This is a genomic window from Rhodococcus sp. BP22, from assembly GCF_014281965.1.
In the GTDB taxonomy this organism is placed as follows: domain Bacteria; phylum Actinomycetota; class Actinomycetes; order Mycobacteriales; family Mycobacteriaceae; genus Rhodococcoides.
Genome location: NZ_JACFTB010000011.1, coordinates 61,847 through 76,468, shown reverse-complemented (window position 1 = coordinate 76,468; position 14,622 = coordinate 61,847). Strand labels below are relative to the sequence as shown.

15 protein-coding genes are annotated in these 14,622 nt (G+C 61.2%); 1 reads left to right on the top strand and 14 read right to left on the bottom strand.

The window, feature by feature from the left end; translation table 11 throughout:
* Positions 1-1,067 precede the first annotated feature (1,067 nt).
* Positions 1,068-2,357 (bottom strand): UDP-N-acetylglucosamine 1-carboxyvinyltransferase, encoded by a 1,290-nt coding sequence (gene murA / locus H2510_RS20135; protein ID WP_186630057.1) that lies wholly within the window; start codon positions 2,355-2,357, stop codon positions 1,068-1,070.
* Between the two features lie 54 nt (positions 2,358-2,411).
* Here murA and H2510_RS20130 point away from each other — a divergent pair, with 54 nt between their 5' ends.
* A complete protein-coding gene (locus tag H2510_RS20130; RefSeq protein ID WP_186630056.1) occupies positions 2,412-2,996 on the top strand; it encodes a cob(I)yrinic acid a,c-diamide adenosyltransferase in 585 nt (194 codons plus the stop codon).
* A 23-nt stretch (positions 2,997-3,019) separates the two neighbouring features.
* Here the strand turns inward: H2510_RS20130 and H2510_RS20125 are convergent, their stop codons facing one another.
* From H2510_RS20125 to H2510_RS20065, 13 genes are all read right to left on the bottom strand, one after another.
* Positions 3,020-3,457, bottom strand: coding sequence for a DUF2550 domain-containing protein (locus tag H2510_RS20125; RefSeq protein WP_186630055.1), 438 nt, complete (start codon positions 3,455-3,457; stop codon positions 3,020-3,022).
* A gap of 31 nt (positions 3,458-3,488) precedes the next feature.
* Positions 3,489-3,848: a F0F1 ATP synthase subunit epsilon gene (locus tag H2510_RS20120; protein WP_088945457.1), complete on the bottom strand. Its 360-nt coding sequence runs from the start codon at positions 3,846-3,848 to the stop codon at positions 3,489-3,491.
* 30 nt (positions 3,849-3,878) lie between these two features.
* On the bottom strand, positions 3,879-5,327 hold the full coding sequence (atpD, locus tag H2510_RS20115) for a F0F1 ATP synthase subunit beta (RefSeq protein ID WP_084346425.1): 1,449 nt from the start codon (positions 5,325-5,327) through the stop codon (positions 3,879-3,881).
* A gap of 3 nt (positions 5,328-5,330) precedes the next feature.
* On the bottom strand, positions 5,331-6,305 hold the full coding sequence (locus H2510_RS20110) for a F0F1 ATP synthase subunit gamma (protein ID WP_084346426.1): 975 nt from the start codon (positions 6,303-6,305) through the stop codon (positions 5,331-5,333).
* A 54-nt stretch (positions 6,306-6,359) separates the two neighbouring features.
* Positions 6,360-8,003, bottom strand: coding sequence for a F0F1 ATP synthase subunit alpha (gene atpA, locus H2510_RS20105; RefSeq protein WP_136171425.1), 1,644 nt, complete (start codon positions 8,001-8,003; stop codon positions 6,360-6,362).
* Between the two features lie 91 nt (positions 8,004-8,094).
* Entirely contained in the window at positions 8,095-8,922 is an 828-nt protein-coding gene (locus tag H2510_RS20100; protein WP_186630054.1) for a F0F1 ATP synthase subunit delta, read from the bottom strand.
* 7 nt (positions 8,923-8,929) lie between these two features.
* A complete protein-coding gene (locus H2510_RS20095) occupies positions 8,930-9,493 on the bottom strand; it encodes a F0F1 ATP synthase subunit B (protein ID WP_084346429.1) in 564 nt (187 codons plus the stop codon).
* A 7-nt stretch (positions 9,494-9,500) separates the two neighbouring features.
* Positions 9,501-9,749 carry an ATP synthase F0 subunit C gene (locus tag H2510_RS20090; RefSeq protein WP_084346430.1) on the bottom strand — a complete coding sequence of 83 codons (249 nt, stop codon included), beginning with the start codon at positions 9,747-9,749 and terminating at the stop codon, positions 9,501-9,503.
* 69 nt (positions 9,750-9,818) lie between these two features.
* Entirely contained in the window at positions 9,819-10,544 is a 726-nt protein-coding gene (gene atpB / locus H2510_RS20085; protein WP_084346431.1) for a F0F1 ATP synthase subunit A, read from the bottom strand.
* Positions 10,545-10,956: 412 nt separating this feature from the next.
* A complete protein-coding gene (locus H2510_RS20080) occupies positions 10,957-11,403 on the bottom strand; it encodes a hypothetical protein (RefSeq protein WP_084346432.1) in 447 nt (148 codons plus the stop codon).
* Positions 11,404-11,434: 31 nt separating this feature from the next.
* Complete coding sequence (locus H2510_RS20075) at positions 11,435-12,661, bottom strand: MraY family glycosyltransferase (RefSeq protein ID WP_186630053.1); 1,227 nt, start codon at positions 12,659-12,661, stop codon at positions 11,435-11,437.
* On the bottom strand, positions 12,658-13,941 hold the full coding sequence (gene glyA, locus H2510_RS20070; RefSeq protein WP_186630052.1) for a serine hydroxymethyltransferase: 1,284 nt from the start codon (positions 13,939-13,941) through the stop codon (positions 12,658-12,660). Before glyA ends, H2510_RS20075 begins: the two co-directional genes overlap by 4 nt.
* Complete coding sequence (locus H2510_RS20065) at positions 13,938-14,606, bottom strand: L-threonylcarbamoyladenylate synthase (protein ID WP_186630051.1); 669 nt, start codon at positions 14,604-14,606, stop codon at positions 13,938-13,940. Before H2510_RS20065 ends, glyA begins: the two co-directional genes overlap by 4 nt.
* Positions 14,607-14,622 lie beyond the last annotated feature (16 nt).

The window sequence follows — 14,622 nt, the reverse complement described above, 5'->3', positions numbered from 1 at the left end:
ACCACGAAAACAATGTTCTCGCAGCGCCTGGGGCAACTGTTCCAGCCTATCCCAGCTTGGTCTCGGATGCAAAGACCCGACTCTTGGGGGATATTCTGTTTACTTCAAGTCATTGAGACGAACTTCGTACAACCTCGTTGTCCCTGTCCGTGAAGACCGGGTCGGTGTCCGTGTCGCTCTGACTCGACAAAAGTTACGCGAGAGTGCACCCCTACGCAAATCGCCTGGTCATGGCAGACCGGTCTCGCATCGGCCCAGCTCAGCACGGGAGCGATGCTGCCACGCTTCCCAATCCAGCAACATTTGGCGATTGTGACGCCGGACATAGTGCTGATCAAGGTCGACGAAACGAGTTGCGGACGTGCCCCGCGGCCTGGAACTCGGCATCGAGATAGGCGGGTGAACTGCGGGTCCTACGTACCTACCGTCGACACCTGAGCTGCTTCAACGGCTGTCGCGTCTTCGCCCGCTCTTGGAACCGCCGGCAAACCGCTCTTTCTTCACACGGTTCCATCCCGAAGACAAGGTGACGGAATGTCGAGACCATGAGCGAGCACCGAGTTCCGGCGAGCAGTGTTGCAACCGGACCCGCGTCGAGGAAGGCATAGAAGCCCATACCGGAGACAGTGGAACTCACCAGCCAGGCGAAGAAGGGGTCTCGTTCACCGGTTCTGCGCGTGCCCACACTCAACGGCAACCCGCTTCCTAACTGTGGGAAAGGCCAGTGCACGGACGACGCCGCTCTTGTCGAGCACACCAGGCGAACACACCGATGCAACCTCGAACGGGGAGAGACGTGTCGCAGAATGCCAGTGTTTCCGAAAGTCGTTTTAAGACTGGGACATTCAGCGGCCTTCCGCCTGCTGACCGACCAACTGGCCGTGGTCGGAGTATCTAGTACCCGCGTAGTTACGCCGCACCTCGACCTGACCGTTGGCTCTTCACCCCAGGCGGTCGCGAACCCACGCGTGGATCCCGGAACACTTCACGGGAATCAACACCACGTGCCCCAGTGCATTGGCCGCCTGGGGCACGATTCTCACCCCCTAGCTAGCGGTGCCGAGAACTCACTGCAGAAGCTCTGTCACCGAGGGCGCAGATTCTTCGCTCACACGCTCGATGTTGCCGCCGAGGTCGGTCAGGTTCTCGACGAACTTCGGATATCCACGATCTATGTGAAAGACGTCGTGAACCTCGGTGACGCCATCTGCACACAAACCAGCCAGCACCAGGCCCGCTCCTGCCCTGATATCCGAGGACCACACCGGAGCGCTGGACAACTGAGGAACACCGCGAACGACAGCATGGTGTCCATCAGTTCTTGCATCGGCCCCCAGCCGAATCATCTCCTCGACGAAGCGGAAACGCGCCTCGAACACGTTTTCGGTGATCATCGACGTGCCGTTCGCTACAGCAGCCAATCCGATCGCCATGGGCTGCAGATCCGTCGGGAAACCAGGAAAGGGCAATGTCGCGAAATTGACGGCTGTCGGACGCTCGTGTTGAACCACGCGAAATCCGTCGGCCTCCATGGTCACCTCGGAACCCGCGGAACGCAGCTTGTCCAGGACGAGGGAGAGGTGTTTCGGGTTGACGCCGCGAACACGGACATCGCCTCGCGTCATCGCCGCAGCAATACCCCAGGTCGCCGCGACGATCCGATCACCGATGACCCGATGAGTCGTCGGTGTCAAGGACTCGACACCCTTGATGGTCAAAGTCGAAGTTCCAGCGCCCGAGATCTGCGCCCCCATGTTGTTGAGCATGTTGCACACATCGACGATGTCCGGTTCGCGGGCAGCGTTGTCGATGACGGTCTCACCCTTTGCAAGTACTGCGGCCATCAAGATGTTCTCGGTCGCCCCGACCGATGGAAAGGCGAGGCGAATGTTCGCCCCGCGTAACTCGTCGGCCTCTGCCACCACACAACCGTGCTGGATTTCGCTGTGTGCGCCGAGCAAGCGGAGTCCGGATTGATGCATGTCGAGGGGGCGCGACCCGATTGCATCGCCACCTGGAAGAGCAACCACCGCACGCTTGCACCTTGCAACAAGCGGCCCCAGTACACAGACCGATGCCCTGAACTGTTTGACTGCCGGAAAATCCGCGTGATATTTCGGCTCTGCCGGCGTGGTGATGTGCACGACCGAACCCTCGAGTGCAACGTCGCAGCCCAAGCCTCGCAAGACCTCGGCCATCAGGGGGACATCGAGTATGTCGGGACAATTGGTGATGGTGCTCGTACCCTCTGCCAACAAGGTTGCCGCCATCAACTTGAGCACGCTGTTCTTCGCACCGCCGACAGACACCTCGCCGACGAGTCGGTTTCCTCCGGATACCAAAAAGCGTTCGCTCACGGTTCAACAGCGTAGCCGGGTCCGTCTCCCCTACTGGAGCGGTACCGTTGCTCCATGGCTGTGCACTTGACCCGTATCTACACTCGCACCGGTGACGACGGGACGACCGGACTGAGCGACTTTTCCCGTGTCACCAAGAACGACCCCCGTCTCGTTGCCTACGCCGACTGCGACGAAACCAACGCAAGTCTCGGAGTTGTTCTGGCGCTTGGGAATCCGCCCGAGAAGATCGTGAAGGTCATTCGGACGATTCAAAGCGATCTGTTCGACGCAGGCGCAGATCTGTCCACACCCGTCGTCGCACAACCCAAGTACCCACCGTTGCGAATCGATCAGTCGTACGTCGACAGATTGGAACAATGGTGCGACGAATTCAACGAAGAACTCGATCCATTGACGTCGTTCATACTCCCGGGTGGAACACCACTCGGAGCGCTACTCCACACCGCTCGGACGATCGCTCGACGCGCCGAAAGGGCTGCATGGGCCGCTGTCGCCGCAAGTCCCGAGGACACCAGCACGTTGCCGTCCAAATACTTGAACAGGCTGTCGGATCTACTGTTCATCCTCAGTAGGTATGCCAATCCGGGCGGCGATGTTCAGTGGGTGCCGGGAGCGTCGCGCTCTACCGGCGAGTGATCACGCTCGAGAACCGGACGCAATCAACCGGCCGGCCGGCCGCGCTGCGATCTTCCGGACGGCCGTGACTCCAGCCACGACAGGAAGGCGGTCCGTGCGCCTCGGTCGAGGGCGATCTCGAAATGGCGGCCGGCGTCGGTCAACTCGAGCACCGCAATTTCGTCGCTCATGATGTCGAATTCGTTCTCGCGGGGCTTACGCCGCTCGCCTACTTCGATGCCCTGACGGGTCAACTTGTGGTCCGGACCCGGACGCAAGCTCGAGAGTTTGAAGAACACGACGGTGTTGTCGTCGTATCGAATGATGCCGTGGCGCCAACCGCTTCCACCCGCCGACGGAGTCACGCGCATGATCGCGGCGGTGCCACCTCCGCGCACAATGCTCAGGCGATACAGAAAAGCCGCGACGGTTGCTGCGAGCAGCACAACCAGAATGACCAGAACAATCACTCCGATGCGCATTTCGCAGCCTCCGTCGCGGCTTCTCGTTGATCTAGGCGCGCTCAGCGGCGCGAATTCGGCCCTTCGCGATTGCGAGGGCTTCCTTGTCGTCGCCGCCTGCGTCGAGCACCGAGCGAGCTGCATCGACGTCGATGTCCTGAGCGAAGTCCGCAGACTCCGCTAGAACGGTGACGGTCTTTCCCGTGACCGACAAGAATCCGCCGTGCACAGCAGCGACGATCTTCTCTCCGTCGGTCGTGGTGATGGACACGGTCCCGGCCTCGACCAGCTGGCCCAACACGGGCTCGTGCCCCACCATGATGCCGATCTCGCCCTCCGTGGTCTGAGCACTCACCAGGGTCGCGTTACCGGACCACAGTTTCTGCTCGACCGCGACGAGTGAAACCTCCATGCCGTTCGTTTCCGAAGAAGTCACGTCGGGCTACTTTCCGGCCATCTTCTTGGCTGCTGCCTCGACGTCGTCGAGACCACCACAGCTGTTGAAGGCCTGCTCGGGAAGGTGGTCGTACTCGCCCTTGGTGACCTTGTCGAACGCCTCGATCGTGTCGGTCAACGACACGACCGAACCGGCCTCACCGGTGAACTTCTCGGCAACGATGAAGTTCTGGCCGAGGAACTTCTGGATACGGCGCGCGCGGCCGACCAGAACCTTGTCCTCTTCCTGAAGCTCGTCCATACCGAGGATCGCGATGATGTCCTGCAGTTCCTTGTACTTCTGCAGGATCCGCTTGACCTCGTTGGCGACGCGGAAGTGCTCTGCGCCGACAATGCTGGGCTCGAGGATTCGCGACGTCGAGCTCAGCGGGTCCACAGCGGGGTAGATACCCATCTGCGAAATCGGACGCGAAAGCTCGGTCGTCGCATCGAGGTGCGCGAACGTGGTGGCGGGAGCCGGGTCGGTGTAGTCGTCGGCGGGAACGTAGATCGCCTGCAGTGAGGTGATCGAGCGTCCACGGGTCGAGGTGATGCGCTCCTGGAGCTCACCCATCTCGTCCGCCAGCGTCGGCTGGTAACCCACGGCGGAAGGCATGCGGCCCAGAAGGGTCGACACCTCCGAACCTGCCTGTGTGAAGCGGAAGATGTTGTCGATGAACAGAAGAACGTCCTGTCCCTGAACATCGCGGAAGTACTCCGCCATGGTCAGCGCAGACAGAGCGACGCGCATACGCGTGCCCGGCGGCTCATCCATCTGGCCGAAGACGAGGGCGGTGTCCTGAAGGACGCCCATCTCTTCCATTTCGAGGTAGAGGTCGGTTCCCTCACGGGTGCGCTCACCGACGCCTGCGAACACGGATGTACCCGAGAATTCGCGAGCGATACGGGTAATCATCTCCTGGATGAGAACCGTCTTGCCCACGCCGGCACCGCCGAACAGGCCGATCTTGCCGCCCTTGACGTACGGGGTGAGAAGGTCGATGACCTTGATACCGGTCTCGAGGATCTCGGTCTTGCCTTCGAGCTGATCGAAGGCTGGTGGCTTGCGGTGGATGCCCCACTGCTCGCCGTCGCGGCCGAGACCGGGTGTGTCGAGGCAGTCACCGAGGGCGTTGAAGACGTGGCCCTTGACGACGTCGCCGACCGGAACCGAGATCGGCTTGCCCGTGTCGGTCACCGAGGTTCCACGAACCAGGCCGTCGGTCGGCTGCATCGAGATGGTGCGGACCAGGTTGTCACCGAGGTGCTGAGCAACCTCGAGTGTCAGGGTCTTGGCCACCGTCGGCAGGGTGATCTCTGCGTGGAGAGCGTTGAACAGGGCGGGGATGGCGCCGCGCGGGAACTCGACGTCCACAACGGGGCCGATGACCCGAACGACACGGCCGGACTGAGTGTCCGCTCCGCTCGCGTTCTCTTGGGCTACTGCTGCGGTCATTGCTTAGTCACTTCCTGCGCTGTCAGCCAACGCGTTAGCGCCACCGACGATTTCGCTGATTTCCTGGGTGATCTGGGCTTGCCGAGCCTGGTTAGCCTGACGGCTGAGAGTCTCGACCAATTCGTTCGCGTTGTCCGTCGCGGCCTTCATGGCGGTACGGCGCGCAGCCGACTCGGAGGCAGCCGCATCGAGCAGCGAGGAGTAGATCCTCGTGCTGATGTACTTCGGCAGCAGAGCCGACAGAAGCGTTCCTGCCTCTGGTTCGAAGTCGTACTGGGCCTGGACATCGGACGCAGACGGAGAGTCGGTGAGTGCATCGGCACCCATTTCGATTTCTTCGTCCGTGTACGAGACCTCCAGCGGAGCCATTCGACGCACCTCGGGCTTTTGCGTCAGCATCGACACGAAACGTGTGTAGACGATGTGCAGTTCGTCGACACCTTCGATGGTGCCTTCACCGTTCGGCGCATCGACTTCGTTGCCGGAGCCTGCCATGAAGAGCTCGACCAGATGCTTACTGGCCTTGGCAGCGTCGGAGTAACCGGGCTCCTGCGAGAAGCCCGTCCATGCTGCCTTCACATCGCGCTCACGGAAGGTGTAGTAACCGAGCCCTTTCGCACCGAGCACGTAGATGACTGGATCCTTGCCCTCTTTGCGAAGAAGCTGGAAAAGCTCTTCCGCCTCTTTGAGGACGTTGGAGTTATAGCCACCGCACATTCCACGGTCACTGGTGACTACCAGAACCGCAGCACGCTTGGGCTCGGGGCGCTCGTTCAGTAGCGGGTGGTCCAGCGAACCGGACGCACTCGCCAAAGCCGAGAGCACATTGGTGATTTCCTCCGCGTACGGCTTCGACGCCGCAACGCGGGCCTGCGCCTTGATGATTCGCGATGTCGCGATCAATTCTTGCGCTTTGGTGATCTTCTTGGTCGAGTTGACCGACTTGATCCGGGAACGCAGCTCGAGAATGCTTGCCATCTAGCTGTTCACGCTCCCTTCTCTACTCGTGAGAACACTGATCATGTCGCTGACCTACTTGCTGACTGTCTTGCGAGTGACGTTGACCTGTTCCTGGTTAACCTCGTCGGCGTTCAGCGTGTCCGCTTCTGCCTCGTTGACTACCCGGTTGCCCTCGGAATCCAAGAAGCCTGACTTGAACTTCTCGGTTGCCTCGGTCAGCGCCTTCTGCGCGTCACCGTCGAGAGCCTTGCCGCCGGCAATGCTCTCGTAGACGCCGCCGGCGTTACGGTGCAAGTCTTCGAGCAGTTCGGTCTCGAACCGGCGTACGTCGGCGACCGGCACGGAGTCGAATGCACCCTGACCAGCGAGCCAGATCGAGACGATCTGATCTTCGACGGCGACCGGGGAGTACTGATCCTGCTTGAGTAGTTCGACCAGACGAGCGCCACGCTCGAGCTGCGCCTTGGAGGCGGAGTCGAGGTCGGAGGCGAAAGCGGAGAAGGCTTCGAGCTCACGGAACTGAGCGAGCTCGAGACGCAGCGAACCGGAGACCTTCTTCATGCCCTTGGTCTGCGCAGCGCCACCGACACGGGAGACCGAGATTCCGACGTTGATGGCGGGACGAACACCCTTGTTGAAGAGGTCGGACTCGAGGAAGACCTGACCGTCGGTGATCGAGATGACGTTGGTCGGGATGTATGCCGAGACGTCGTTGGCCTTGGTCTCGATGATCGGCAGTGCCGTCAGCGAGCCGCCACCCAGTTCGTCGGACAGCTTCGCCGAGCGCTCCAACAAACGGGAGTGCAAGTAGAAGACGTCACCGGGGTATGCCTCACGGCCCGGCGGGCGACGCAGCAGCAGCGAGATGGCACGGTATGCCTCAGCCTGCTTGGTCAGGTCGTCGAACACGATCAGAACGTGCTTACCCTGGTACATCCAGTGCTGGCCGATGGCCGAGCCGGTGTACGGAGCAAGCCACTTGAAGCCGGCCGAATCGGATGCGGGAGCCGCGACGATGGTCGTGTACTCGAGCGCACCGCGTTCCTCGAGAGCAGCCTTGACGCCTGCAATCGTGGAACCCTTCTGACCGATGGCGACATAGATGCAGCGAACCTGCTTGTTCTCGTCGCCGCTCTCCCAGTTGGCCTTCTGGTTCAGGATCGCGTCGATGCAGACCGCGGTCTTACCGGTCTTGCGGTCACCGATGATGAGCTGGCGCTGTCCACGGCCGATCGGGGTCATCGCGTCGATGGCCTTGATTCCGGTCTGGAGCGGCTCTTCGACGGGCTGACGCTCGAGCACCGAGGCTGCCTGCAGTTCGAGGGCGCGCGTCTCGCTGGACTCGATGTCTCCGAGGCCGTCGATGGGCTGTCCGAGAGGGTTGACAACGCGACCGAGGTAGCCGTCGCCGACGGGGACGGAAAGTACGTCACCGGTCCGCTTGACTTCCTGGCCCTCTTCGATGTGCTCGTAGTCACCGAGGATGACGGCACCGATTTCGGTGGCGTCGAGGTTGAGCGCAACACCGAGCACTCCACCGGGGAATTCGAGCAGCTCGTTGGACATAGCCGACGGCAGTCCCGACACGTGGGCGATTCCGTCGCTCGTGTCAGTAACCGTGCCGACCTCCTCGCGGGAGGACTCCGGTGAGTAGCTCGCGGTGAAGTTCTCGATCGCGCTACGGATCTCGTCGGAGGAGATCGTCAGCTCCGCCATATTTTTTCCTGCTCTTCCTTAAATGATCGCGGTGTCCAAGGCTTCGAATTTTCGAAGCGCTTCTTATCGGACTGTGGTGTCCGTACTCGGACTACTTGAGTGTCTTTCGCAATGCAGCGAGGCGGCCTGCCCCACTACCGTCGATGACCTCGTCGCCTATCCGGACCACGAGTCCGCTGAGCAGTTCGGTATCGACCTCGACGTGAACGGTGACCGGCTTGCCGTACGTACGGGTCAGCGTCGCGGTCAGCTTTTCGAGCTGACTGTCACTGAGTGGAGCCGCACTGGAGACGTGCGCAACGATCTGATTGCGCACCTGCGCGGCAAGTCCTGCCAAATGGTCGAATGCGTCGGCAGGCGCCGCCTTGCGGAGTCGACCGACGGACTGGAGCGCCAACGCCTCGGTAACTGCTGTCACCTTGCCGTAGAGCAGGCGTCCGAGAAGTTCGCGTTTCGCGTGAACAGGCTTGCCGAGATCCGACAGGTTCTGTTCGAGCACGGGGTTGGCCGCCACGATCCGACCCAGTCGGAACAATTCGTCCTCGACCGTATCGAGCTGATCCTGATCTGCTGCGGCGCGAAGCAGAGCTTCACGTCCCAGTTCGACCAGAGAATTCAGCAGATCCGATGGCTTGGACCAGCTGTCCGAAACAGCACTCACGAGAATCTTCGTGGTGGTCTCGGACACCTTGCCTGCGAACAGTTGCTCAGCGAGCGCGCTGCGGCGTTCGGCCGAAACCGACGCATCCGCGAGCGCGGTACGCAACGTGCGCTGCCCGTCGAGCGTCTCCACGACTGCGAAGAGCTCGGCACCCGTCTGCGCGGCAGCAGCAGTTGCAACTCCTGCCGACGCAGAACCCAGTGCATCGTTCGCAACCGAACGCGTGCGGGCAAGAGCCTCACGAGAAGTTGCGTACATGGTTATCTCACTTTCCGGCTGCAGAGTCAGCGGTGACGGAGTCGAGCTCGCTCAGGAATCGGTCGATCGAGCCTGCTCGCTTCGCCTCGTCGGACAACTGCTCTCCGATGACCTTCTCAGCGAGCTCTACTGCTGTGCGTCCGAGATCGCTTCGAAGTTCCGTGACGATCTGCTGACGCTGAGCAACGAGCTGATTGTGGCCTGCGGCCACGATCCGGTCGCTCTCTTCCTGCGCCTTCGTCTTCATTTCAGCGAGGATCGCCTGGCCCTGGGTGCGCGCTTCCTCACGGATTTGCGCAGCCTCGGAACGTGCCTCGGCGAGCTGTGCGTTGTAATGCTCGAGTGCTGCCTTGGCCTCGGCCTGAGCTTCTTCGGCCTTCTTGATGCCGCCTTCGATCAGATCCCCGCGCTCGGTCAATACCTTCTGAAAACTCGGAAGAATGTACTTCCAGAAGATGAAGCCGATGATGGCGATGCAGATCGCAGACCAAACAATGTCGTATGTCGCGGGGAGCAGAGGATTGATGTCCTCTTCGGCCTCCGCGGCCAAGATTGCGATGTTGGTTGCCATGTGGGGATTAACCGAACAGGAAGCCGGCGACGATACCGATCAGCGCGAGCGCTTCGGTGAACGCGATGCCGAGGAACATGTTGGTACGGATGGTGCCCTGCAGTTCGGGCTGGCGTGCGATGCCCTCGATGGCCTTGCCGACCACGATGCCGATACCGATACCAGGTCCGATGGCGGCGAGACCGTAACCGATTGCACCGTATCCAGCGCCGGTCACCGTGCTGGTCGTTTCCTGTGCCAGGTACGCGAGGCTCATTAGAATTCCGTTCCCTTTCTGTTGCCCACTCGCCGGACGGCGCGTGGGTCAGGTCTAGCTAGTGGTGGATCAGTGTGAATCTGCGTGCAGCGCAAGGTCGATGTACACGGCTGTCAGCAGCGCAAAAATGTACGCCTGCAAGCCGATGACCAAGAGTTCGAAGAGAGTGAAGCCGAAACCTGCGGTCAGCGAGAAAATACCGAAGATCTTCATCCCCGCTGCGGCCTGGAAGAAAAAGAACTGAGTCGCGCTGAAGAACAGCACGAGCATGAGGTGGCCGGCAAGCATATTGGCCATGAGACGAACAGTCAGCGTGAACGGCCGCAGAATGAAGGTGGAGATGAACTCGACCGGCACGAGCACGAAGTGCAGCGCGAGAGGCACATCCGGAACCACGATGCTGCTCTTGACGTACTTGAACAACCCGTACTTCTTGATACCGACATAGTTGAACGCCACGTACGCGATCAAGGCCAGAACCAGTGGCATACCGATTCGAGCGTTGGGCGAGATGTTCAGGAACGGAATCACCGACGAGAGGTTCATGAACAGAACCGCAAAGAAGATGGTCATGATGATGGGCGCGAACCGTTTGCCCTGCTCTTTGCCGAGAATTTCGTCGCAGATCTGCTCTTTGACAAAACTGAGTCCGTACTCGACGACGTTCTGCAGCCCACGAGGAACGATTTTGGGGCTTCTCATGGCGACCGCGAACAACACTACGAGCACGAGGCTCATCAGGATGCGGATAAGCATCAGCCGGTCGAGTTCGAAGGGGGTCCCTTCGAACAACACGGCGGGAGGAAAGAAGTCGGATATAGACGGCGGATGGAACTCCGCAGCCAGGTTGGTGACGCTCAGCGGTCTCTCCCGTGTTCGGGCCGCAGACTGCTAAGACTGCGGTTCGATCGGACATTGACGATCTATCAAGTCGACGATATCGGCTCGAGGTCGTCAGCAGCTGAGGCCTTGTCTTCACCGGCCAGCGTCTGTCGGGTGTCGGCGACTCACGTCGACTCGGCAGCTTGTCGAGCGCGTCTTGAAACTACTCACGCGCTTTCGGCTACCTGTAAAGATTGTCGTGCTCGCGAAATGTCCTGTTCGCGGCAGTTCAACCCTCACTTGGTCGGAACTTTATCAACCCAACTACGACGTTGTGTAGGTGGGGCCTCTTGTTGACCAATTACGACACAGTGTCGTACTACGTTCAGTCGGACTCGTGCTTGTCGGGCTGTTCGTCCACGTACGGCGCTTTGGTGCGGACGACACCGTAGACCTCGGCCCCCAAAACGAGCACCAACGCCGCTACCACGACGAGTGCAAGCGACTTCTCGCTGTAGAAGTCCATGTCCTTCAGCAGTCCGAGGACGACGATCGCCAGCAACATCTTGACGAGCCAGCCGCCCAGTAGAACCGCACCGACCATTGTCGGCGGAAACTTGGAAGTCAACGCAATGGACAGGGCAGTGGTCAGAATGAAACCACCTCCGAGAGCAGCGCCGATGAGCGCACCCCACAATCCTGGCAGCCCAGCGAAGAGGGTGGCGATGATCGCGCCGAGAACAGTCAGCACAACCAAACCGATGACGCCGTAGCGGACGGCAGAACGCATCGCGTCGGATTGATCGGGCACGGGCGCAGGAGAGAAGCTCACAGACGCACAGACTACCCAGCACAACCGTTCGTCAGGACCGACGGCCTCGTCGACTGCTGTTCCTCGCGCGTCTGCGCTCGCGGGCCATGTCGAGCCGGACGGTCGGCACGACGGTCACCACCAGTGCGAATACCAGACCCGCCGCCACGAGCAACACGACGATTCTTCGATCGATCAGTGACGACCCGACTGCGCCGAAGGCCAGGACCCCGACCCACAGATAGATCACCAGCACCACGCGGCGATGGGAGTGACCGATCTGCAGCAAACGGTGATGCAGGTGCATCTTGTCAGGGCTGAAAGGGCTACGTCCGGCGCGTGTTCGTCGTACGACGGCAAGAAGCATGTCCAGCATCGGGATGAACATGATGGCGCCGACGAGGAGGAGTGGGGTAAGAAGTCCGACCAGATCCCGCGGCCCATAGGCGTTCAGTGGGATACGGCCGGAGGCGCTGGTCGATACCGTGGCCAGCATCAGCCCGATCAGCATCGAACCCGAGTCACCCATGAAGATCCGCGCCGGCTGAAAGTTGTGCGGCAGGAAACCGAGGCAGGCACCAGCCAATGCGGCGGCTATCACCGCCGGCGGGTAGACGCCGACGTCTCCCCCTTGCTCGTTGAGCAGACCGACGGAGAAGATACATATTGCCACCGAGGCGATCAGCCCCAAGCCTGCAGCGAGGCCGTCGAGGCCGTCGACGAAGTTCATCGCGTTGACCATCACCACGGTCACGAGAACCGTGACCAGACCGGCCTGCAGTTGATCGAGCACGACGGTGAAGCCGCCGTCCGACCAGGGAACATAGATGATGTACCAGCTCACGCCCATCACGACGAGCACACCGGCCGCGGTGACCTGGCCGACGAATTTGGTGAGTGCGTCCAGGCCCCAACGATCGTCGATGACTCCAACACCGACGATCACGAATCCGGCGACGAGCGCAGCGGGGATGTCCTGGGTGTACCCGAAACCGCGTGCAAGCGCCGGGAGTTGGGATGCGAACAGCAATGCGACCAGCATTCCGAGATACATGCCCGTCCCACCGAGTCTCGGTGTCGGAACGACATGGACGTCACGCTCACGTGGTGCCGCAACCGCACCGAACTTGTTCGCCAGCACCCGAACGCCGCCGGTCGCAAGAAAAGTCACAACCGCAGCTGTCAGACACACCAACAACAATTCGCGGATGGGGACGCCGGCGCCCTGGTTCGCCTGGGCCAACACGTCGTAGGGTGCACCCACGGCGACGACATTCATGCGCGAGAATAGGCCGGCTTGCGTGAGACGAGGTCGCCGACCTCTGCCTTCACAGCGGCAATCTCACGATCACCGACGACCGTCCCCTGTTCTGCGCGAACTGCACGTGCGACGAGCTTTCCGACGACGGCCATCTCGGACGTGTCGAAACCCTGCGTCGTGACCGCGGCCGATCCGACCCGGATACCGGATGCCACCGCAGGCGGAGCGGGGTCGAAGGGAATCGTGTTCTTGTTGAGCGTTATCCCCGCTGCCTCACACCGCGATTCCGCGCTGCGGCCATCGATCGCGAGACCTTGCAGATCCAGAAGCGCGAGGTGGGTATCCGTTCCGCCGGACACCGTGCGCATTCCGGACTCGACGAGCGAGTTGGACAAGGCTTGGGCGTTGGCGACGACGTTCAGCGCATATTTGCGGTAGCTCGGCGTCGCAGCCTCGGCGAACGCCACAGCCTTTGCCGCGATGGTGTGCATGAGCGGTCCGCCCTGGCTGAATGGAAAGACTGCTTTGTCGATGGCACGAGCATGCTCGTCACGGCACATCAGCATGCCTCCACGAGGACCCCGCAGAACCTTGTGGGTAGTGGCGGACACGACATCGGCAAACGGGACCGGAGAGGGAATGGCCTGGCCCGCAACGAGACCGATGAAGTGAGCCGCGTCGACCCATAGGATGGCACCGACCTCGTCTGCGATCGAACGAAAGGCAGCGAAGTCGATGAGGCGTGAGTACGCCGTAGCGCCGGCAACGATGATCTTGGGACGATGCACCAACGCCAGATCTCGTACTTCGTCGTAATCGATCAGCTCGGTGTCTTTCCGAACGTGATAGGGAACGGGGCTGAACCACTTGCCCGAGAAGCTGACTTTCGAACCGTGAGTGAGGTGTCCGCCATGAGGCAAGCTCATGGCCAGGACCGCGTCGCCCGGTTTCGCGAACGCAGCGTACACAGCAAGATTCGCGTTTGCGCCCGAGTGCGGCTGAACATTGACATGGTCGGCACCGAACAGTGCTTTAGCCCGATCGACAGCGAGGTTCTCGGCGCGATCGACCATCTCGCAACCGCCGTAATACCGGTGTCCGGGATACCCCTCGGCGTACTTGTTGGTGAGGATGCTTCCCTGCGCAGCCATCACTGCCGGGCTGGTCAGATTTTCACTGGCGATGAGCTGCAGTCCACCGCGGACCCGCTCCAGCTCACCGAGCAGGACATCGGCGATCTCCGGATCCTCGGCGTGCAATTCGGCGAAGTCCGGGCCGTAGAAAGGCGTTTCACTCATGCGCCGGCACTCCCCCGCAGCAGACTCTCGACAGGCAGGCCGAGAACCTCCGCGACAGCCGATGCAGCGATAGCGCCCTCCCTGAGGATCCGCGGTGTCTCAGAGGTCAAATCGACGATGGTGGAGGCGACAGCGTGCTCGGCCGGACCACCATCGAGGTAGACCGCAGCCGAGCCGCCGAGCTGATCACGTGCCTCACCGACGGTGGTGGCTGGGGGTTGGCCGGAGATGTTCGCACTCGAGACTGCCAGCGGACCCACTTCGCGCAGCAATTCGAGGGCGACAGGGTGCAGTGGCATCCGAAGCATGACTGTTCCCTGCGCATCTCCCAGATCCCACGCCAATGAAGGAGCTTGCTGGACGACGAGACTCAGCGCCCCGGGCCAAAAGGCCTTGATCAGATCGCGCGTCCTTGGGCGTACACCGGTAACGAGTCCGTCGATGGTGCTCCAGGATCCGACGAGAACCGGAACGGGCATATCTCGTCCTCGCCCCTTGGCGCGCAACAGATCGGTGACAGCACTGCTGTCGAATGCATCGGCGCCGAGTCCGTACAGGGTATCGGTGGGCATCACGACCAGACGACCTGACTTGAGGGCGCCTCTGGCTGCGGTCAATCCTGCCGCGCGGGAGTCGGCTTGCTGGCAGTCGTAGACAGTGCTCACCCCTCTATCCTGTCAC

What these genes read in the sequence shown, in the direction of transcription:
- H2510_RS20130 (WP_186630056.1), top strand. Translation starts at nt 2,412, where the DNA reads ATGGCTGTGCACTTGACCCGTATCTACACTCGCACCGGTGACGACGGG.
- H2510_RS20125 (WP_186630055.1), bottom strand. Translation starts at nt 3,457, where the DNA reads ATGCGCATCGGAGTGATTGTTCTGGTCATTCTGGTTGTGCTGCTCGCA.
- H2510_RS20120 (WP_088945457.1), bottom strand. Translation starts at nt 3,848, where the DNA reads ATGGAGGTTTCACTCGTCGCGGTCGAGCAGAAACTGTGGTCCGGTAAC.
- atpD (WP_084346425.1), bottom strand. Translation starts at nt 5,327, where the DNA reads ATGACCGCAGCAGTAGCCCAAGAGAACGCGAGCGGAGCGGACACTCAG.
- H2510_RS20110 (WP_084346426.1), bottom strand. Translation starts at nt 6,305, where the DNA reads ATGGCAAGCATTCTCGAGCTGCGTTCCCGGATCAAGTCGGTCAACTCG.
- atpA (WP_136171425.1), bottom strand. Translation starts at nt 8,003, where the DNA reads ATGGCGGAGCTGACGATCTCCTCCGACGAGATCCGTAGCGCGATCGAG.
- H2510_RS20100 (WP_186630054.1), bottom strand. Translation starts at nt 8,922, where the DNA reads ATGTACGCAACTTCTCGTGAGGCTCTTGCCCGCACGCGTTCGGTTGCG.
- H2510_RS20095 (WP_084346429.1), bottom strand. Translation starts at nt 9,493, where the DNA reads ATGGCAACCAACATCGCAATCTTGGCCGCGGAGGCCGAAGAGGACATC.
- H2510_RS20090 (WP_084346430.1), bottom strand. Translation starts at nt 9,749, where the DNA reads ATGAGCCTCGCGTACCTGGCACAGGAAACGACCAGCACGGTGACCGGC.
- H2510_RS20075 (WP_186630053.1), bottom strand. Translation starts at nt 12,661, where the DNA reads ATGAATGTCGTCGCCGTGGGTGCACCCTACGACGTGTTGGCCCAGGCG.
- glyA (WP_186630052.1), bottom strand. Translation starts at nt 13,941, where the DNA reads ATGAGTGAAACGCCTTTCTACGGCCCGGACTTCGCCGAATTGCACGCC.